This is a genomic window from Nostoc sp. ChiQUE02, assembly GCF_034531305.2.
Taxonomy (GTDB): Bacteria; Cyanobacteriota; Cyanobacteriia; order Cyanobacteriales; family Nostocaceae; genus Nostoc.
In genome coordinates this window covers 1-20,141 of sequence record NZ_JAVRBN020000074.1, presented here as the reverse complement: position 1 = coordinate 20,141, position 20,141 = coordinate 1, and the positions used below count along the sequence as shown (strand labels likewise).

Annotated in this window: 13 protein-coding genes; 10 read left to right on the top strand and 3 right to left on the bottom strand. The window is 40.6% G+C overall.

The window, feature by feature from the left end; translation table 11 throughout:
- Positions 1-459 precede the first annotated feature (459 nt).
- Positions 460-1,578, top strand: coding sequence for a LodA/GoxA family CTQ-dependent oxidase (locus tag RM347_RS33345; protein WP_322715866.1), 1,119 nt, complete (start codon positions 460-462; stop codon positions 1,576-1,578).
- Between the two features lie 348 nt (positions 1,579-1,926).
- A complete protein-coding gene (gene lodB / locus RM347_RS33340; protein WP_322715865.1) occupies positions 1,927-3,048 on the top strand; it encodes a lysine-epsilon-oxidase maturase LodB in 1,122 nt (373 codons plus the stop codon).
- 111 nt (positions 3,049-3,159) lie between these two features.
- Here lodB and RM347_RS33335 read toward each other — a convergent pair whose 3' ends face one another.
- A complete protein-coding gene (locus RM347_RS33335; RefSeq protein WP_322715864.1) occupies positions 3,160-3,294 on the bottom strand; it encodes a hypothetical protein in 135 nt (44 codons plus the stop codon).
- 301 nt (positions 3,295-3,595) lie between these two features.
- Here RM347_RS33335 and RM347_RS33330 point away from each other — a divergent pair, with 301 nt between their 5' ends.
- From RM347_RS33330 to RM347_RS33295, 8 genes are all read left to right on the top strand, one after another.
- On the top strand, positions 3,596-5,131 hold the full coding sequence (locus RM347_RS33330) for a phytoene desaturase family protein (RefSeq protein ID WP_322715863.1): 1,536 nt from the start codon (positions 3,596-3,598) through the stop codon (positions 5,129-5,131).
- A gap of 55 nt (positions 5,132-5,186) precedes the next feature.
- The gene (locus tag RM347_RS33325; protein ID WP_322715862.1) at positions 5,187-6,401 is read left to right on the top strand and encodes an FAD-dependent oxidoreductase; all 1,215 of its coding nucleotides are present in this window, start codon (positions 5,187-5,189) and stop codon (positions 6,399-6,401) included.
- A 276-nt stretch (positions 6,402-6,677) separates the two neighbouring features.
- Positions 6,678-12,119: a trifunctional serine/threonine-protein kinase/ATP-binding protein/sensor histidine kinase gene (locus RM347_RS33320; protein ID WP_322715861.1), complete on the top strand. Its 5,442-nt coding sequence runs from the start codon at positions 6,678-6,680 to the stop codon at positions 12,117-12,119.
- Between the two features lie 25 nt (positions 12,120-12,144).
- Positions 12,145-13,764, top strand: coding sequence for a sensor histidine kinase (locus RM347_RS33315; RefSeq protein WP_322715860.1), 1,620 nt, complete (start codon positions 12,145-12,147; stop codon positions 13,762-13,764).
- 459 nt (positions 13,765-14,223) lie between these two features.
- Entirely contained in the window at positions 14,224-14,517 is a 294-nt protein-coding gene (locus tag RM347_RS33310) for a hypothetical protein (RefSeq protein WP_322715859.1), read from the top strand.
- A 510-nt stretch (positions 14,518-15,027) separates the two neighbouring features.
- Positions 15,028-15,207: a hypothetical protein gene (locus RM347_RS33305; protein WP_322715858.1), complete on the top strand. Its 180-nt coding sequence runs from the start codon at positions 15,028-15,030 to the stop codon at positions 15,205-15,207.
- Positions 15,208-15,480: 273 nt separating this feature from the next.
- A complete protein-coding gene (locus tag RM347_RS33300; RefSeq protein WP_322715857.1) occupies positions 15,481-18,522 on the top strand; it encodes a UPF0182 family protein in 3,042 nt (1,013 codons plus the stop codon).
- 118 nt (positions 18,523-18,640) lie between these two features.
- On the top strand, positions 18,641-18,823 hold the full coding sequence (locus RM347_RS33295) for a hypothetical protein (RefSeq protein WP_322715856.1): 183 nt from the start codon (positions 18,641-18,643) through the stop codon (positions 18,821-18,823).
- A gap of 57 nt (positions 18,824-18,880) precedes the next feature.
- On the opposite strand, the gene RM347_RS33290 is transcribed toward RM347_RS33295, so the two are convergent.
- Both RM347_RS33290 and RM347_RS33285 read right to left on the bottom strand, forming a co-directional pair.
- Positions 18,881-19,354, bottom strand: coding sequence for a hypothetical protein (locus tag RM347_RS33290; RefSeq protein ID WP_322715855.1), 474 nt, complete (start codon positions 19,352-19,354; stop codon positions 18,881-18,883).
- A gap of 103 nt (positions 19,355-19,457) precedes the next feature.
- The gene (locus RM347_RS33285; protein ID WP_322715854.1) at positions 19,458-19,760 is read right to left on the bottom strand and encodes a hypothetical protein; all 303 of its coding nucleotides are present in this window, start codon (positions 19,758-19,760) and stop codon (positions 19,458-19,460) included.
- Between the last annotated feature and the right edge of the window lie 381 nt (positions 19,761-20,141).

Sequence of the window (20,141 nt, the reverse complement as noted above, 5' to 3'; positions counted from 1 at the left end):
ATTAATGTTGGGTTTCGCGTTGCTCAACCCAACCTACATCTAATGCATCATTTTAGCTGTGCCAGTCCAGTAGGGTGCGTTAGCCAAGGGCTAACGCACCCTTGTTGTACAGTGACTAATTAAATATCGTCGTTTCTTCATAAAATTTAACTGCTATCAACATCTATTCAAAAACAGATTGATTCTTTTCTATTTCTATGGTAAAACATTCACTAAGCTTATATTAACAGCTTGTTAGCTGTTATCTAGCATAATAAAGTTCTGATTGAGCTTTAGATAAGTCAGTCAACCAAGTGAAATATCAAATTTGCCTAGTGTGGTCTTGGTGTCAACGTAACGCACCTAATTATTAGAGGATTTGGGGGCATTACGGTTTTGCTTAACACACTCTAAGTTTGATGTTTTTTATGTTGAACTACTTATTGCCTTACACAAGTAAAAATATCAGGGAAGTACAACATGCCTTATAGCTATTCAATTCATCCATCAATTGGAGTTGCTAGAGTTGGTAACGATCCTACAGAATTCTTTTTAGCTCCAAATAGTATAGGTGGTTTACCTATTGAGTCCGATCTTAATGGCAATGAATTAGATATACCTTTTACTAGCTTTAAATCTGGACGGCAAAAGGATAACTTACGACAAATAAGGCGGCAGGGGCAAAAGTTTCGCATCTACCGCTACGATTCGGACAATGCCAACGCTCAACCACAAGAGTTAAATTTAAACGATCAAAGTTTAGTAGAATCATTCACCTGGACAGTACATTTAGCGAATAAAAAAGCGGCATGGTATGAATTTTCAGAACTGCAAGGTAACCTCTTATTAGGAGAAGACAACAGCTATACAGCTCAAAATGTACCTTTCCGTAACAAACAAGCTCCAAATAGAAAACAATTAATTATTGATCCAGGGCCAAGAAGTATATCTGGAATAGACCAAAGTATTGCAATCGACCGTAATATCCCTGTTGGGTATCCTGGTTATTTCCCCTATCCAGATCCAGATAAGACTTTTAATGGTACACCTATTGAAAAACTTGGCGATCTCAAAACGGATGCTGAAGGCCGGTTAATAGTTATTGGAGGACATGGCTATTCTTGGGGACTAACAGAGTTAAGTGGTTATGGCGGTGGCGATGATTGGTATGACGACACCTCAGATGGTTCTGTCACTTGCACAATCAAATTAAAGGATAAGGATGAACTAATCACACTTCGGGCTTGGGTGATTGTTGGTCCTCCTGATTTTGCACCAGAAATCGCCAATATTTCCTCATGGGATGACACGTTGTTTGATGTGAGTGTGCGTCACTTTGGCTTGGTTCCAGAAATGTACGATTCTAATCAGTATCCAAACACACAAGGCTGGAACCGCACTTATAAAGCTAATTATCAAAGGGACATTTTGCCAATTTTTGAGCGCATTTCTCGTTATCATTGGGTAGCAAATGTTCAATCGATGATTGCTTTCTCGGCAGATATTTCCGGCTTTTCTGACCCATCAGATGAGAATCTGACTAAACGCCAAAAATATTTTGAACTCATAATCCAGACGATCAAGATGGACAATTTGTAATTGTTTCCTTACGAAAACTAGAAGAACGCCAAGAAATTAAGAAATCTCACATCCTGCAACTATCAGAAAAGATTGCAGAAGCTAAAAAACAGGGAAGAAAGACGTTACCGTTAGCTGTTGAAGAAGTATCAGTTGAACATTTGGAGCACTCTCTAGAAAAAGCTCAACAAGCTGTGAGTAGTTTCCATGAAATCAAAGTGGCTAAAGAAGAATTAAGAGTTCCTCGATCTGGCAGGAGAATCCGGTTCTAATTAGTATCAATATTTTCCTGTTATCCTGCTCAGATAACAGGAAAATATTAATTGTTTTTTAAGTAATGATATTTAAACAATATTTAAGTAGAATAAAATGCAATTAACTGAAAGTGTTGATATTGCCATTATTGGTGGTGGCCCAGCAGGAACTGCCTTAGCCTTAACACTTTGTCTGTATTCAAAATTAACAGTAGCAGTGATTGAACGCACTGCCTACAATGATATTCGGATTGGAGAACATGTATCTGCTAGTCTCCTACCTTTACTAGATTATCTACATGTAAAAGACCTTTTTTTGGCAGACAATCATCTACCTGTTTATAACGTTGCTGCTGTCTGGGGAACTTCTTTTATACATACTAGAAATTCCATTTTTAATCAAATGGGTGAAGGTTACCTCCTCAAGCGTGGTGAATTTGATGCCATGTTGGCTGAACAAGTTTTTCATCATGGCGGACAACTTTATTTGCAAACTAAATGTGAGGAAGGAGAGCAATTAGCAGGGGGAGGCTGGCAACTTTCCTTGTGTGACAATTCTGGGCAACGTCACCGATTGGAGGCACGTTATTTAGTTGACGCAACAGGTAGACAAGCTAAAATTGCTAAACGTTTAGGAGCCAATTCTGTTACCTACGATCGCTTAGTAGGAATTTGCGGTTTAATTGATTTCCAAGACAATAAATCAAAAGCTGAAGAGATTATAGTTGAGTCCGTTTCAGAAGGATGGTGGTATTCTGCTTGGTTACCAGATGGTTACTTAATCGCAACGTTGATGACAGATGTAGATATTATGCAACAACAGCGACTTCACAAAGAGCAAGCCTGGAGCCGGATGTTAGCAAAAACTAACTATACTCGTCAGCGTGCTGCGGGTGGTAGTCTAGTTTATCCTCTGACTGTCAAAACTGCCTATTCCCACATTCTCGATTGTGCAGTAGGTGACGACTGGCTGGCCGTGGGTGATGCAGCCACAGCTTTCGATCCGCTTTCATCTATGGGTATAGGACACGCGATCGCTTCTGGATGCAACGTCGGTGTCGCTTTAATTGAGCATTTTAATCACCAAGGCAGATTGTTAGTAGAGTATCAAAGTAGATTGGAAGCTAATTTTGAGACATATCTCAAAATGCGGCGTAGCTATTACGAAATAGAAACCCGCTGGACACAAGCACCCTTTTGGCAACGTCGCGCTACCTTGATTCCCTGTTCTGTTTAAGGCGTTTCTTCATTTTTAATTCTTTACTCTGCTTCAGGGCTGCAATAATTTGAGTATTTGCTTTCGGAAAAGCAAACAGAAGGATTGGGCATTTGATGCCTAATCTTCGCTCTAATTTGCGATCGCACCTGCTGAATCTGGGTTAGAGAGCAATACTGCGTAGGTTTTGCCTAAAAAATAAAAATGTGTAGGTTGGGTTGAACGGAGTGAAACCCAACATTTAGCGGGGTTTGTTGGGTAACGCATTGCCTCAACCCAACCTACGAATATTCCTAACCGAACAGTATTGGGTTAGAGAGTATCAAGTTAGTAAATTTTTTATAATTGCCATATTTTTAGCTGTGTTAAAAATAAATGTATAACTCAGAACATCAGGCTTTAACTTAAATAGACATTTCGCCATATTTGTTAATAAAACTGTCTTGAAGTAATAGTTATGATTTCCAAAAATTCCCATTAAATTAAACTTATAAATCCCTCTAAGGATTCATGAAAAACCATATTAAGCTAATGCACATTTAACTTATGTACTTTTAATGCATAAGCAATGAAAACAGATTACCTGATTGTAGGTAGTGGCTTGTCAGCATTAGTCTTTGGATCTTTGATGGCAAATACTGGTAAAAAAGTTCAAGTCTTGGAGTCTCATGAGCATCCAGGAGGTTTTGGTCATACTTTTACAATGGCCAAAAAATACAAGTTTAATGCTCAACTACATTACGTTTGGGATTGTGGTGAAGGACAGACTGTAAATCGAGTTCTTAAAAAGCTGAACTTGGATAAAGAAGTAACCTTCGAGCGGTATGAACCTGATGGTTTTGATCGCATGAGAATGCCTGGCTACTCACTGAATATTCCCTCAGAATCACAAGAGTTAATCTGGCGGCTATCTGATCTTTTTCCACAAGATGCCAAGCAGATTCGTAAATTTATCCTCGAAGTTGACAAGACTAGTGAGGGACTAAAAATATTAACTCCCCCAATAATTCCTTCTGAATTATTAAAACATATTACTCAAGTTTCATGTGCCATAACCTATTTGAATAGTACGCTCCAGGATGTTTTTAATAAATTCAAATTACCTCAAGAAGCACAAACACTTTTAGCATTGCAATGGCCTGACTTTTTATTGCCTCCCGACCAACTTTCTTTTTATGCCTGGGTAATTTTATTCACTAGCTATCAAAAAGGTGCTTTTTATCCTACACAGCATTTTGAATATGTAATCAATTCTTTAGTCAAAGTCATTGAAGAAAATGGAGGTGAGGTTCTCCTAAATTTCGAGGTTACTAATTTTATACTCAGTAATCAGATGGTAACTGGAGTCAGAGCAATTAATAAAATCAATCGTCAAAACTATGAATTTAGTGCTGAAACTATTATCTGCAATATAGATCCTCAAAAAGCTGCCCAAATGATCGGAATAGAAAAATTTTCAAACAAGATACGTAAGAAGCTTAACTATGAATATTCCCCTTCAAACTATATGGCTTATTGTGTTGTTAAAGATATTGATCTGCGAGATTACGGATTTGGAAAATGGAATACCTTCCATACTTGCCATCGAGATTTAAATGAAGCATTTTACCAAATGTATGAAAAACATGACTTTTCCAATCCTAGTTTTGCTATTACTACACCTACTTTAATGACCAATAATCAACGTGACTGTCCTGAAGGATGTCAAATTATCGAGTTTTTGACAGTCGCTAATTATGATTATTTTAACCAATTAAAACAAATTAATAAGAAGGCTTACAGGCAGAAAAAAGAAGAAATTCTAAATTCGATTCTGGATGTAGTGGAGAAAAACTATATTCCTGATTTGAGAAAATATCTCGTTTTTAAAATTACTGGTAGTCCAACAACCAATGAGCGTTTTTGTCTGTGTCCAAAAGGAAATTCTTATGGTTCTAATCTGACACCTAAAAATATGACAATTAGTAGATTAAATCACGAAACATCTTTAAAAAATTTTTATTTTTGTAATGCTTCATCTGGATACCCAGGCTTTGCAGCTACCTTTTGGACTGGAGCTATCCTCTATCAAAAGTTATCAGGAGATGTGATTTTATCAAAATGATTAAAGTTAGATAAAAACTTTTTATCAAAGCATCCTATTCCTTCAGTGGTGGAATATGAAAATCGCAATTATTGGCGGTGGAGCAAGCGGTATGGTAACAGCATACCTGCTTGATAAGAATGGTCATAATGTTACAATTTTTGAAAAACAACCTATTTTAGGTGGGCATATTCGGACATTAAATAAAAATATTAAACCTAATCAATCTGATTGTGACCAAATTTTAGAAAGTGGTGTGCTTGAATTTCCTCTTAAGTTTCACAATTTTTTAACATTAATGAAAGATTTAGGGGTAGAATTAGAACCTGTTGACATTGGTTCATCATTGTTTTTGCCAAATGGACTTCATTATCTTTCATCTGTGGCAATTCAAAAAAATTTTACAGGAATTCAGCGTTTAATTGAATATTTGAAGCTTAATACTCTTTATACTGATGCTATTGGCTTATTGTTAAAAACACGTATTACTCAATTACACCAATTATATAATCAGCCAATGTCTAAATTTTTGAAAAGCCAGTGTATCCAGAATTACTGGTTAAAATTATTGACGATGTATAGTTACTCAATGGCATTTGAGCTAATCAATAATTTTCCAGCAGAAATAGGCATTCCCATTCTCCGAGATTATATCTTTGTTAACTGGGTCAGGATTAAAGGAGGGGTGTATTCTTATATTGAAAAAATTCTCGAACGCTTTCGGGGTGAAATTTTTCTGAACGTAGAGGTTGCAGAAATTTTCAGACAACCTAATTCTGTTACAATCGTACTGTCAGATGGTGAAAAGTATCTGTTTGATAAAGTGGTTTTTGCAACACCACCCGATCAAGTAATAAAGTTATTATCTAGTCCGACTGATGAAGAATTTAAACGATTTTCAAAATGGCAGAAAAACCAAGCCAAAACTGTGATCCATACAGATGTTTTCATGTATGAAAAACATGGTATTAAACAATCTTCGGAATTTGATTTCTTCCATACAAATAACGGATGGGGATATAACGCTTATCTCAACCAACTTTGTGGAGTCTCATCGTCTCTTCAATACAGTCTGGCATTTAACCTGGATGGTTTGATTGCTCAAGACAAAATCCTTCACATTCAAGAACATCACACTCCCCTATATTCTGTCGAATCCTTCATGTATAGGAACGAAATTATCATTACCAATGGTGAGAACAATACTTACCATACAGGGGCTTACCTTGGAGATGGATTGCATGAAGGAGCGATCACTTCTGCTATTAGGGTTGCTGAATTAATCAAATAACCTTTCTCAAATTATGGTATCTACCAAAATACCCTTTAGGCTTTCATACATATACTCACAGTAAACCAAAAGGTTTTCCCAAAGAGCGATCGCTATAAAAATACTCTACAAACTCTTGGTGTTCTCGGCAACTGGCGTCGCCGAGAACGGGGGAACCCTCCGAAATTCTGATGTCTGCGGCTGGCTACGCCATGTGGCTTCCACACGACCATTGCTGATTGAATTACGGAGTTCATGTGGGAATACTAAAAGCTGATACCTCAAGGATTCAGCAGTATGGCTAGTACCCAAGTCAGCATCAGCGGATATCATGTTAGCGAACAACTCTACAACGGTTCCAGAACTCTGGTTTATCGCGGATATAAAGAGACTGACCAACAGCCTGTAGTCATCAAGCTGCTGAAAAATCCTTATCCCAGCTTCACTGAACTCTTGTCGTTTTGCCATCAGTACACCATTGCCAGAAATCTCAACTTACCTGGAATCATTCAAACCTACAGCTTGGAAACTTACCAGAATGGCTATGCGTTGGTGATGGAAGACTTTGGGGGAATTTCCCTGAAGCAATGGGGAACTGTGCCAACCCTCATGGAATTTTTGCACTTAGCGATCGCCCTGTGCAATATATTAGATATTCTCATTCGTCATCGCATTATTCACAAGGATATTAAACCTGCCAATATTCTGATTAATCCAGAAACTCGCGATGTAAAACTCATTGACTTTAGTATTGCATCTGTACTGCCACGGGAAACCCAAACCCTAAAGAGTCCTAATGTGTTGGAAGGGACACTCGGTTATTTGTCGCCGGAACAGACCGGACGCATGAATCGTGGCATAGATTACCGCACTGATTTCTATTCTCTAGGCGTAACTTTTTACGAGTTACTGACGGGACAATTACCGTTTCAATCAAACGAGCCGATGGAGTTAGTACATTGCCATATTGCCAAACTTCCACCTTTGGTGCATGAGATTAATCCACAAATTGCGCCTATATTCTCAGAAATTGTGGGCAAATTGATGGCGAAAAATGCCGAAGACCGCTATCAGAGCGCATTCGGGTTGAAATATGATTTAGAAACTTGTTTGCATCAACTCCAACAAATGGGCAAAGTTGACAGTTTCCCGATTGGACAACGGGATGTTAGCGATCGCTTCATTATCCCCGAAAAACTCTATGGTCGGGAAGAGGAGGTCAAAACTTTGCTAGAAGCATTTGACCGCGTTACTAATCAACAGACGGAACTCATGTTAGTTGCGGGGTTTTCTGGTATTGGTAAAACGGCGATTATTAACGAAGTCCATAAGCCGATTGTCGAACAGCGGGGCTACTTCATCAAAGGCAAGTTTGACCAATTTAATCGTAATATTCCTTTTTCTGCCTTTGTACAGACGTTTCGAGATTTAATGGGGCAATTGCTGAGTGAAAATGATACTCAATTATCAGCTTGGAAAACCAAAATATTAGCGGCGCTGGGTGATAATGGGCAAGTCATTATTGAAGTAATTCCAGAACTAGAACAAATTATCGGTCAACAAATACCTGCGCCCAATTTATCTGGAACTGCGGCACAAAATCGGTTTAATTTACTCTTCCAAAAATTTATCCAAGTATTCACGACCAAAGAACATCCTCTGGTGATTTTCTTAGATGATTTGCAGTGGGCAGATTCAGCATCTTTGAAGTTAATGCAGTTGCTGATGCATGATTCAGAGGGCGGATATCTATTATTAATTGGAGCTTACCGCGATCATGAGGTTTCTGCTACTCATCCTTTGATGTTGACATTACAAGAAATTGCTAAAGCAAAAGTCACCATTAACAATATTACACTAGCACCGTTGAGTGCAGCAAATTTAAATCAACTAGTTGCCGATACCCTCAATTGTTCATCAGAAATATCACAACCATTAGCTCAACTCATATATCAAAAAACCAAGGGAAATCCATTTTTTAGCACGCAATTTCTCAAAGCATTGCATGAAGATGGGCTGATCCAGTTTGATTTTAATGGGGGAAATTGGCAGTGTGACATTCCGCAAGTCAAAGCGTTAGCTCTCACAGATGATGTTGTTGAATTCATGGCATTGCAGTTGCAGAAGTTGCCAACAGCGACGCAAGAAGTGTTGAAATTGGCAGCGTGTATTGGTAACGAATTTGACTTGGCAACGTTAGCGATGGCTACGCCCGCCGTTCGCGTAGCGTCTGTCTGCGACACGCTGCGCGAACGCAGAGAAGGCATCGCGCGAGGTGCAAGCTCTAAGAATGTATCTGAAACGTCAGAAGCCGAAACCGCAACAGCCTTATGGAAAGCTTTACAAGAAGGGTTAATCCTACCTCAAACTGAAGTTTATAAGTTCTATGTGGGTGAGGAAAGTCAAACAATTGCTCAACAAAGCTCACAAGCAGTTACTTATAAATTTTTGCATGATCGCGTCCAACAAGCTGCTTATTTTCTGATTCCTGAAGATGAGAAACAGACTACTCACTTAAAACTAGGACAGTTACTGTTAAATAATATTTCTGCGGACGATCAACAAGAGAAGATTTTTCAAATTGTTAGTCAATTAAACATGGGTTTGGGGTTAATTACTCAACAGAACGAACGCAATCAACTAGCTCAGTTAAATCTAGTAGCTGGACGGAAAGCTAAGGCTTCCACTGCTTACACTGCTGCGGTTCAGTATGTAATGCTAGGAATAAAACTGCTAGCAGCAGATAGCTGGCAAAATCAGTATCCTCTGACGCTGGCACTGTATGAAGAAGCCGCAGAAGCCGAATACTTAAACACCCACTTTGAACAAGCTATCAGTCTCGCAGACCTGATCTTGCAGCAAACCACGCATCTATTGGACAGAATTAAGACCTATGAGCTAAAAGTTCAAATTTATATTGCCCAAGATCAGCAAGTTCAAGCCATTGAAACAGGGTTAAAAGCACTAGAGCAGTTAAAAATTTCGTTGATATTACCTGATGTAGAGCAGGAGAATCATTTAGAGCAACTACCAGAGTTGAAAAGTTTAGCAAATATTCCAGAGATGATTAATCCTGAATCTCTGGCTGCACTCCGGTTGCTGATTAGTATTACTCCTGCTGTTCATCATGTCAAACCAGATATGTTTCCGTCTGTGGCGCTGACAATGCTCCATCTTTGTCTTGAGCAGGGACATTCATCCTTAGCTGCTTATGTCTATGGAATTTATGGCTTATTTCTGTGTGCTGTCATCAAAGATGTAGACACTGCTTATCACTCAGGTCAGATATCTCTAGAGCTACTAGAGCAATACCATGCTAAAGAACTTAGCTCCAAAATTTATATGCTCTTTGGTGTTTTTATCTGTGCTTGTAAAGAGCATGGTCGAAATACACTCAAATTTTTACGAGAAGGTATGCAGTGTGGACTAGAGGTCGGAGACATCGAATACACTAGCTATGCAATGATGGCTGAGTCTGCACATTTAGTCCTGATTGGAGAACCTCTAAATTCTGTCGAGAAAAGGCAAACACAAAATATTGATTTACTTTTAAACTTCAAACAAAAGCATTGTGTTGATTATGCCAAGATTTGGAGGCAACTCACTTTAAACTTACTCGGACAAACTTCTGATCAGTTTTACCTAACTGGTATTGATTTTGATGAGACAGAAATGCTACTGCATTTTCATAACACCCATAATCATCAATCACTATTTGCAATCTATGTAGCTAAAACAGTTATCCTTTATAGCTTTGAAAAGTATGAACAGGCTGTAATCAATGCAGAGCAAGCCACTGAGTTTGTAGATGGAGCCTTTGGTCTACTACTTGTTGCTGCACATAACTTTTACTACTCTTTGTCTTTACTTGCACGGTATTCGATCTGCTCGAGCCAAGCCTGTCCAGAGGAGGCAGATCGCAATCAACAGGAACGTTGCTTAAATCAAGTAGCTACCAACCAAAAACTCATGCGCTACTGGGCTGATCGTGCTCCTGCCAATTTCCAGCATAAGTATGATTTAGTTGAAGCAGAAACAGCGCGGGTGATGGGAAATACAGTCAAAGCAATGGAGTATTACGATCGCGCCATTGCAGGTGCCAAAGAAAACGGCTACCTCAACGAAGAAGCACTTAGTAATGAGCTGGCAGCCAAATTCTACCTCAAGTGGGGCAAAGAAAAGGTGGCTCAAGCCTACATCCAAGAAGCTTATTACTGCTACGCTCGTTGGGATGCCAAAGCTAAAATCGATGACTTGGAAACACGTTATCCGCAATTACTCCAACCTATTCTGCAACAAAAGCAATTCACTCTCCAGCCTTTAGAAACCCTCGCTATACCTGCCCGCACGATTCATCAACCGATGCAAACATCTAGCTCCAGCAGCACTTCTATCTCTGAAGCCTTGGATTTTGCCACCATCCTCAAAGCCTCCCAGAGCCTTTCTAGCGAGATTCAGTTAGACAAATTGCTCATTAGCTTGCTGAATGCGATCGTGACTAATGCTGGAGCCAGCAAATGTGTGCTGATGTTAATGCAGGATAATGACTTGCGAGTAGAAGCGATCGCCCAATTAGGACAAGAACCCAGCATTGGGCCAGCACTGCCAATTGATCGGAGTTTTGATATTCCTGTCAGTCTAATTTACACTGTCAAACGCAGTCTACAATCCCTTGTGATCGCTGATGCCAGAACAGAGGTGGCTCTAGTGACTGATTTCTACATCAGAAAGCACCAGCCCAAGAGCCTACTGTGTAATCCCATCGTGCATCAGGGTAAACTGCTGGGAATTTTGTATCTGGAAAATAATCTGGCTACGGAAGCATTTACGCCAGACCGTTTAGAAATTGTCAAACTTCTATCATCCCAAGCTGCCATTTCGATCGAAAACGCTAATCTCTACAACACTCTCGAACAGAAAGTTAGCGATCGCACTCAAGAACTTTCCCGAGCTTTGGAAGAACTCAAAACGACTCAAGACCAACTCGTAGAATCCAAGAAGATGGCTGCTTTAGGTAGCCTTGTTGCAGGGGTTGCTCATGAAGTCAACACTCCTGTTGGTACTAGCATCACACTGGTATCAACCCTGATTGATAAAACTACCACTCTCATCGCAACGGTTGAGCAGGGACAGCTTAAACGGGCTGATTTAACCAACTATTTGAACATTGCTAAAGAATGTGGAGACATTATTTTGACAAACCTTAATAGTGCCGCAGAGTTGGTGCAAAGTTTCAAACAGGTTGCTGTCGATCAAACCAACCTGGAGCAACGCACTATTAAGGTTAAACTTTATCTGGAAGAAACGCTCTTTAGTTTGGCACCAAATTTAAGAAAAACACTACATACGGTAACTATAACTGGCGATGATGCTGTAACCATCAGCAGTTATCCAGGAGCATTGGCACAAGTTGTCACCAATTTGGTGATGAACTCCCTCATGCACGCATATCAGCCCGAAGAAGCTGGGCAGATGCACTTTCAGGTGTTGCAGCAAGCTAATCGGGTCATTATTCAGTACCGTGATGATGGCTGTGGTGTTCCTGAAGAGCATCTGAGCCGCATTTTTGAACCCTTCTTCACCACAGCAAGGCATCGCGGTGGAACAGGACTAGGACTGCATATTGTCTACAATCTAGTCACCCAAAAACTGCGGGGAAGAATCGATGTGCAAAGCGAAGTGGGGAAGGGAACTCTATTTATAGTAACCCTTCCACTTGAGCCACAGGTTACTCCATGAACGCCAGAATTAGGGATGATCGAGTATGCCTAGCGAAAATCAAAGGGTTTCCAACCCAGCAACTGACGCTCTTTTCGTCTTTGCGGACAACGATGATACGTTTATCTTTGCAGATGACGATGGCAAACAACCAACCAATAAAGATGATACTGGTTCCCAAGCAGTTCCAAACTCTCCACCAGCGCCTGTAGCAGTTTGGAAAGTCTTGATCGTGGATGACGATGTATTAGTTCATCGAGCCACAATCCTGGCACTCGAAGATTGCACCTTTGAGAATAAACCACTGATGTTTCTCCATGCCTACTCTGGTGCAGAAGCAAAGTACTTAATCCAGACACATCCAGATACGGCGTTAATTTTGCTGGATGTCGTTATGGAAACAAATGATGCTGGATTGCAGGTGGTTCAGTATATTCGAGCAGAATTGCACAATCACCAAGTACGAATTATTTTACGTACAGGTCAGCCTGGAGAAGCACCCGAAGCCTCGGTTATTCTGGATTACGATATTAACGACTATCGGCTGAAGACAGAACTGACACGGCAAAAGCTGATTACAGTGGTGATTTCTTCTCTTCGTTCCTACGGTAATATCCTCACAATAGAAAAGCAAAATTCTGAACTAACCCATGCCTTAGACAATCTTAAACAAACTCAAGCTCGACTGATTCAAGCAGAAAAAATGTCATCTTTGGGACAAATGGTTGCAGGAGTTGCTCACGAAATTAACAATCCTGCAAACTTTATTTATGGCAACCTGTTTCATACAGAAACTTATGTGCAGGCTCTGTTAAAACTCATCAAAACCTATCAAGAACATTATCCCACTCCAGTACAGGCGATCCAAACTACAGCAGAGTCTATTGATTTACCGTTTTTGATGGAGGATTTACCTAAACTATTCAACTCAATGGAAGCGGGAGCTGAACGTATTAAACATATTGTGGACTCACTGCGTAACTTTTCCCGCTTAGATGAAGCGGAAATTAAACCAGTAGACATTCACTCCGGCATTGATAGCACTCTGTTAATTTTACAGCACCGACTTCAAGCTAATGGTAACCATCCGGAGATCGTGGTGATTAAGGAATATGGTCAACTGCCTTTGGTTAACTGCTATGTCGGTGCTCTCAATCAGGTATTTATGAATATTTTAAGTAATGCAATTGATGCTTTGGAAATGGGGACACTTCTCAGTGAGACGCTCCGCGAACGACAAGCTACCTCGCCTCCGGTTCCATCGAGCATCTCGACTCCGCTCGATGGAACCGAAGTCGAGATGCTCGGCACAAGTCAAGGCAAGTCGCTCAGTACAAGTCAATGCATCGCTGGCAACTGGGAAATGACAAGTGAGACATTTTCCCAATTTTCGCTCCCGACAATTCGCATTCGCACTGAAATTCAGGATGCTAATAGAGTGCTGATTCGCATCGCTGACAATGGTCCAGGCATGAGTGAATCGATACTTGAGAGAATATTTAATCCTTTTTTTACCACTAAGCCTGTGGGTAGTGGCATAGGTTTGGGATTATGGATTAGCTACTCGATTGTAGTAGAACAGCATGGAGGTCATTTAACCTGTTCTTCTGCACCAGGGAAAGGTACAGAGTTTGTCATCGAGATTTTCATTTTGAGTTTAGACTAGTTCCCAGTGCGAAACTCCAAACCTTTACGGTGATTGCTATACATCAAATATAAGCGCACCCACCCAAAACTTCAGCAGTCAATTTATAGTACTTTTGAACTAAATATGCTCCCAAGGCAATCAAGGATGCGATCGCATCTTCTGTATTAGCAAGTCTTATAAATAATGGATTTCCATTACCCTACCTGCCATTAGGCTCCTAATAGATAACTATCACAAATCACTCCCTCCAAACGGTTGGTGAGATATTTCATCTTCCTTTACCCCTGACCCTTATCCTCAAAGTGGGCCCCACCTGACCCTTTTCCCCTTGGGAGGTAAGGATGTATTCTTCTTCAAAAACTTTCTCTGATAACCAGCTTTTGATTTCTTTGATACACTTTCAGTATTTTAACTGTTGTATTATCCGTTAATACTTAATTAATATGTTGCACAAGATTTTTTATTATCTTACTCATTGTGAAACCTCTTCTACAGACTTACTTAGAACAAGAAATCTGGATACTAGTACGAGATAAGTGGTATTTTGCCACAATTATTGGAGTTTGGGATGATTTGTTGTGGTTTAAACATAGAACTTACAACAAGGATACAGAGGAGGATACTTTATGGGAAATGGTTGTAAAAATCAGTGAAGTAATTGCTATTGATAAAGTTAGGTCTGTTATTAGTAGAAAACCAGACATCCTTATTTCACGGCTACTAGAAACTGAGCAAGGTACAAGCGATCATCATCAAGATAATCAACATTAATTAGCTCAATAGTAAAAATATAAACTGTTCTCCTACCTTAACTCAGCAATTCTAAATTTAAGAATTGACAAGAGGTTGAGAGTTAGGAGAACAAGGTATGGGGAAGATAAATTTTACAAGCTTTTCCCAAAAAAATTAGCTATTGATAGAAGTACTTGGATTTACAATGGTTGACCTTTCCACCAATCATTTTGATGCAGTGTTCGGTGTGTTTCATCGCGTAGGGTCTCGTAGAGAAGTTATCGCTACTTGAAGAAATGGCCTGATGAAAGGGCTTCCCGGTGGGTGAAAGCAGTTGGTATTGCGATCGCCCTGTGAAGAATTCGCTTTATCATTAGGGACTTCCAGAAATTAAATTATTCAATTTTGGAGCAAAGATGATCGTTAGATTCTTCCTCCCCTGCTTCCCCTGCGCCCCGTGCTTCCCATGCTTGCCAAAGCGATGGGATATTTTTTAGTTGGAAGTCCCTTAGGCTTTACTTTCCAGAATGGTCAGACGCAGACCCCCACTTGGGCTTTGGGCCCGACACAGAAGGTAACAGTCACACCTGTGTAATTAAGTTTAGTCAAGATTATGTGCGATGCAATATCAAAGGTGCATGGGTAATGCGATCGCTATTTAGTTTGGGTCTTGGTAGCTTTGATGCCACCATCAACTCTGAACCTGTTCCCGATGAGTCTAAAATATAGACTTTAAGGCTTTGCTAAATTCAGCTATTGTGGAAAGTAGTGTTGAAAAAGAATTCAGGAGCAAAGTCGGAGAGGCTTTGCCTCCGGTCAGAACAAAAAACTGCATTTATACTCCTACAGAGAAGCAAGCGACATCCGTGAGTGGGACTCCAATACAATTGGAGAATTCTTACTCCTGACTCCTGAATTCTTTTCCAATAATTTTTGGAAAAGTATCAAATACTTTCCTTAATGCAGTAAAGTTGGCTTTGCAGATAAATTGGCTGCCACGGAATGTATTGGAAATGGGGCTTTAGACTTTTAATCGGATTCTTGGGGCTGTGGCTACTGTTGGATCTGGGTTGCCGCCTGGGAGCAGATATTTTTTGGTTTCAGGAAGTCGGCTACCTCCAAGTATTTCTGTTGAGGCTGGTGACTCGTGGTATTTTGTGGCTAGTGGTGGCTGGGATAACTGCTACCTATCTACTGCTAAACCTTGCTTTAGCACAACGACTGAAATATCCCCAGTCTTTGAAGATTGAGGAAACACAACAAAGCCGTGAATTAACAAATTTTCTCAGTCCTGATTATCGAAGACGTAACGAAACCTGGATACTGACGCCGCAACGCTTTCAACCATTAAAATTGCGCTGGTTATTACCTCTAACTCTGGTACTGAGCTTGTTGATCGGGTTAATGGTGGCTCACTATGGTCAAATTGCTCTTTTTTACTGGCATTCTCCAGTTAATCAGGGTATTCTACCCATTCCCGCCCTATTTCGACCAGAGACAATCTGGCAACTCTTGAGGCAGATTGTCTCTCATGTCTGGTATCTCGGTTTAATTGGGGGAGTAGCGATCGCAATCTTAATTTATCCCCAATTTTTACTAACTGCGATCGCAGTTTTGTTCAGTCCTATTTTTGCATTCATCCTATTCCAACACTGGCCAAAGGTGCTGCAATATTTCCACCCCACCCTTTTCAATAGCACTGAGCCTTTATTTGATCGAGATATCAGCTTTTACGTATTTTCCTTACCCTTTTGGGAACTGCTAGAACTCTGGCTGATGGGATTATGTTTGTATGGTTTTGTCGCCGTTACTCTCACTTATCTCCTGTCGGGGGACAGTTTGAGTCAGGGAATTTTCCCTGGTTTTTCGCCCCAGCAGCAGCGTCATTTATCCGGTATGGGTGGCTTGTTGATGCTGGTAGTGGCTCTGAGTTACTGGCAAAGTCGCTATGAACTTGCGTATTCTACTCGTGGAGTCAGTTATGGTGCCAGCTATACGGATGTGACAACCCAGTTGCCAGCTTACACCGTCTTGTGCGTTCTGGCAGTAGCGATCGCCTTTTACCTACTTTGGCGAACGTTTTTCTGGAAACCCAAATCTCAGTACCGTCGTTTAGTATTTTACGGGTTGGGGCTTTATCTAGTAATGGTTGTAGCCGCTGACGTTGTTCTACCTACCGTGGTGCAATATTTAATAGTCCAACCTAATGAGTTGCAACGAGAGCAATCCTACATTCAGCGGACTATCGCCTTGACTCGCCAAGCATTTGATTTAGAGGCGATCGATGCTATAACTTTCAACCCGCAAGGTACATTGACTGAAGCTGACATTCAAAAGAATGCCTTAACAATTCGCAATATTCGCCTGTGGGATGAGCGACCACTGTTAGAAACTAACCGTCAACTGCAACAAATTCGGCCTTACTATCGGTTCCCCGATGCCGATATTGATCGATATACTCTAGTAACAGATGTAACTTCACGCCGACCATCTGCCCCACAAAAGCCACCAGAAACTAAGCAGGAACCACTTGAGTCAACAGAACGGCAGCAGGTACTGATTGCCGCACGAGAATTAGACTACAATGCTGTACCACAGGAAGCTCAAACATGGGTTAACCGCCATTTAATTTATACTCACGGTTTCGGGTTTACTGTTAGCCCAGTTAATACAGTTGGACCGGGTGGGCTACCAGAATATTTTGTTAAAGATATTAGTGGTAATAGTAGCGCCCTCACAACTTCCAATGAAGCCATTCGTGACAGTATTCCCATTGGCCAGCCCCGGATTTATTACGGTGAGATTACTAACTCTTATGTGATGACTGGCACAAGAGTTCGAGAGCTAGACTACCCCAGTGGTAGTGACAATGTTTATAACTCTTACAATGGTCTGGGTGGCGTTGAAATCGGTTCAGCATGGCGACGCTGGCTATTTGCCATGTATTTGAAAGATTGGCAGATGGTACTGACGCGGGACTTTTTGCCAGATACAAAAGTGCTACTGCGGCGAAATGTCAAGCAAAGAATTCAAGCGATCGCACCTTTCCTCAAATTTGACAGCGATCCCTATTTAGTAGCTGCTGCTGCTAATCAAGATTTCCCCAGTAATCCCAGTTATCTTTACTGGATTGTTGATGCTTACACAACGAGCGATCGCTATCCTTACTCAGACACTGGTGGGGATGGTATCAATTACATTCGCAATTCTATCAAAGTAGTGATTGATGCCTATCACGGTACTGTTAACTTTTACATTGCCGATCCAAGCGATCCGATCATTGCCACTTGGTCAGCGATATTTCCCAACATGTTCAAACCGCTCAGTACAATGCCAGTCAATCTCCGCAGTCATACTCGGTATCCGGTGGACTTTTTCAAAATTCAATCTGAGCGGTTGATGACCTACCACATGACCGATCCCCATGTATTTTACAATCGAGAAGACCAGTGGCAAATCCCCAACGAAATCTATGGCAGTGAACCCCGTCCGGTAGAGCCGTATTATTTGATTACTAGTCTACCCACCGTACCTTTTGTTGGCGTACCCCTAGGGGGAAGCAAGCTACGCGTAGCGTCTCGTAGAGAAGAATTTATTCTGCTTCTACCTTATACTCCCAAACAACGGACTAATTTAATCGCTTGGTTAGCGGCGCGATCGGATGGCAAGAACTACGGTAAACTAGTGCTATACGTCTTTCCTAAGGAACGCTTGGTCTATGGGCCAGAGCAAATCGAGGCGCGGATTAACCAAGACCCAGTAATTTCTCAACAAATTTCTCTGTGGAATCGCCAGGGTTCGAGAGCCATTCAAGGCAATTTACTAGTCATTCCCATTGAGCAATCGCTGCTGTATGTCGAGCCAATCTATCTAGAAGCCACACAGAATAGTTTGCCAACTTTGGTGCGGGTAGTTGTGGCTTACGAAAACCGGATTGTCATGGCACAAACATTAGAACAAGCATTACAGGGAATTTTTAAACCAGAAGTTACACCAGCCCCTGCGATTATCCGTCCCTTTGAAGAAGCAGCACCGCCAGGTTAAGCGATTTTAAGACTAAATAATTACATAGCAGGCGACAGTAAACGATTACTATCAACAAAATTTATTGCAACAGACATAGTTTAATAGTTCAACATTATGTAATAGACACTAAAAGTTAATGGACATGGTACAAAGTAACCAACTAGAGATTCGCCACATTAGTCCTAAAGTGAGGCAGTTGATTAAAATGTACGCCAATGTTAATAACTGTACGCAATCGGAAATGTTGGAGCGTATTGTTTTGGAGTGGAACGCCCAACAAAGCGAGAGCGAACGACCGCCAGGAGACGAAGATGAATAGCTTTTTACTACAACCCTTAGTCCGCTTCTAGCGAGAGGCTTTCATTAATTTGGATTTCTAGTTCAAGAAAAATTTTCCAGAGATTTGGTCTTGTTTGAGGGATTGAATAAAATCCCTCAAAGTCATCATGCTGCCCGTTAAGGTGAACTTAGGAGTACCATTTTGAGCAACGATTCTCACTTCACCGTCTTTGATCTGAATCTTATTTTTAATGCTATCCCATAGAGTCTCGAAGCTCTCATCATCTTTGCAACCATTGGCTTCAAGGAATCTTTGGCGCACTTCTGTTTTTAGTGCTAATGCTTCTGCTGCTTGAGTCCGCGCCTCAAAGTGCTTAACTACATCTTCATAAGCACTCTCCCTCAGAGTTTTGTTTTCAGCCTGAACCTGCTCTAACTGAGTTTTTATAGCTTGCAGTTGGGACGCTAAAGCGGCTGATTTATGATATTCAACTTTTAAAGCTTGTTTTGCATTGGCTAACAAACTTTTATAATCTAGCTGATCTTGATCTTGATTTTTTTCGGATTGCATTTTTATCTCTCGATCAACAGATTTTTGGTGAGAAACTCTCGTCAGTTATATGACAAAACTGGCGAGAGTTTAGTAAATATTATGTGGGTTATCTAAGTATTAGTTATTTCACCAATAATGGTGTTTCAGAGGTAGGATTTTCCTGGATACTACTCAAACAAGAACTAATGTGCAAGCGGATAGCTCGCTCATAAACACTAGTTTGCTGAGTGCGTACCCCTACAGCCTGATATATTAAGTTAATTTCTGGGAATTCAGACCAATACATCAAGAAAATATCTTTAGCTGGAGTAATAATTTCATAATTATTCTCTTGTCTTTTCTTTCTGAGTTTACAATTATTTAGTTGTAATTTTTGTCTGAATAGTTTTTCAAATTCTGGAATTAAATCTGAAGTAGTTTTCATGTGTTATACACGTTAAAACGTGTTAAGGATGCAAAGACTATCTGATGATATTACTAAGTATGACACTTCAGATACCTCTTACAATATAGTGTATCAGTTATCGAGTATTTGAGAATTTGAGGTTACTTTTCCCTTCTCCCGATCAAAAAAGAGGGCTAATTCTTGCTCAAGTGGGGATACAACTCTTGGAGAGGCACCGAGTAGCTTGCTTCCACGTTCGCGTAGCGTGCCGTAGGCAAGTGGTACGACAAGCGGTAGTTGAGCGCAGTCGAAACTCAGTGCATCGCTGGGGACTGGGCAAATAGTAAGCTGTTACGCATTTAAGTTGCACATCAACTGGTGAGGTTGTCCTTTGTCAATTGTCCTTTGTCCTTAGTAAAC

Bases quoted from the DNA above. Each gene is read 5' to 3' on its own strand.
- RM347_RS33345 (WP_322715866.1), top strand. From the start codon at position 460: ATGCCTTATAGCTATTCAATTCATCCATCAATTGGAGTTGCTAGAGTT.
- lodB (WP_322715865.1), top strand. From the start codon at position 1,927: ATGCAATTAACTGAAAGTGTTGATATTGCCATTATTGGTGGTGGCCCA.
- RM347_RS33335 (WP_322715864.1), bottom strand. From the start codon at position 3,294: ATGCGTTACCCAACAAACCCCGCTAAATGTTGGGTTTCACTCCGTTCA.
- RM347_RS33330 (WP_322715863.1), top strand. From the start codon at position 3,596: ATGAAAACAGATTACCTGATTGTAGGTAGTGGCTTGTCAGCATTAGTC.
- RM347_RS33325 (WP_322715862.1), top strand. From the start codon at position 5,187: ATGAAAATCGCAATTATTGGCGGTGGAGCAAGCGGTATGGTAACAGCA.
- RM347_RS33320 (WP_322715861.1), top strand. From the start codon at position 6,678: ATGGCTAGTACCCAAGTCAGCATCAGCGGATATCATGTTAGCGAACAA.
- RM347_RS33315 (WP_322715860.1), top strand. From the start codon at position 12,145: ATGCCTAGCGAAAATCAAAGGGTTTCCAACCCAGCAACTGACGCTCTT.
- RM347_RS33300 (WP_322715857.1), top strand. From the start codon at position 15,481: ATGTATTGGAAATGGGGCTTTAGACTTTTAATCGGATTCTTGGGGCTG.
- RM347_RS33295 (WP_322715856.1), top strand. From the start codon at position 18,641: ATGGACATGGTACAAAGTAACCAACTAGAGATTCGCCACATTAGTCCT.
- RM347_RS33290 (WP_322715855.1), bottom strand. From the start codon at position 19,354: ATGCAATCCGAAAAAAATCAAGATCAAGATCAGCTAGATTATAAAAGT.
- RM347_RS33285 (WP_322715854.1), bottom strand. From the start codon at position 19,760: ATGAAAACTACTTCAGATTTAATTCCAGAATTTGAAAAACTATTCAGA.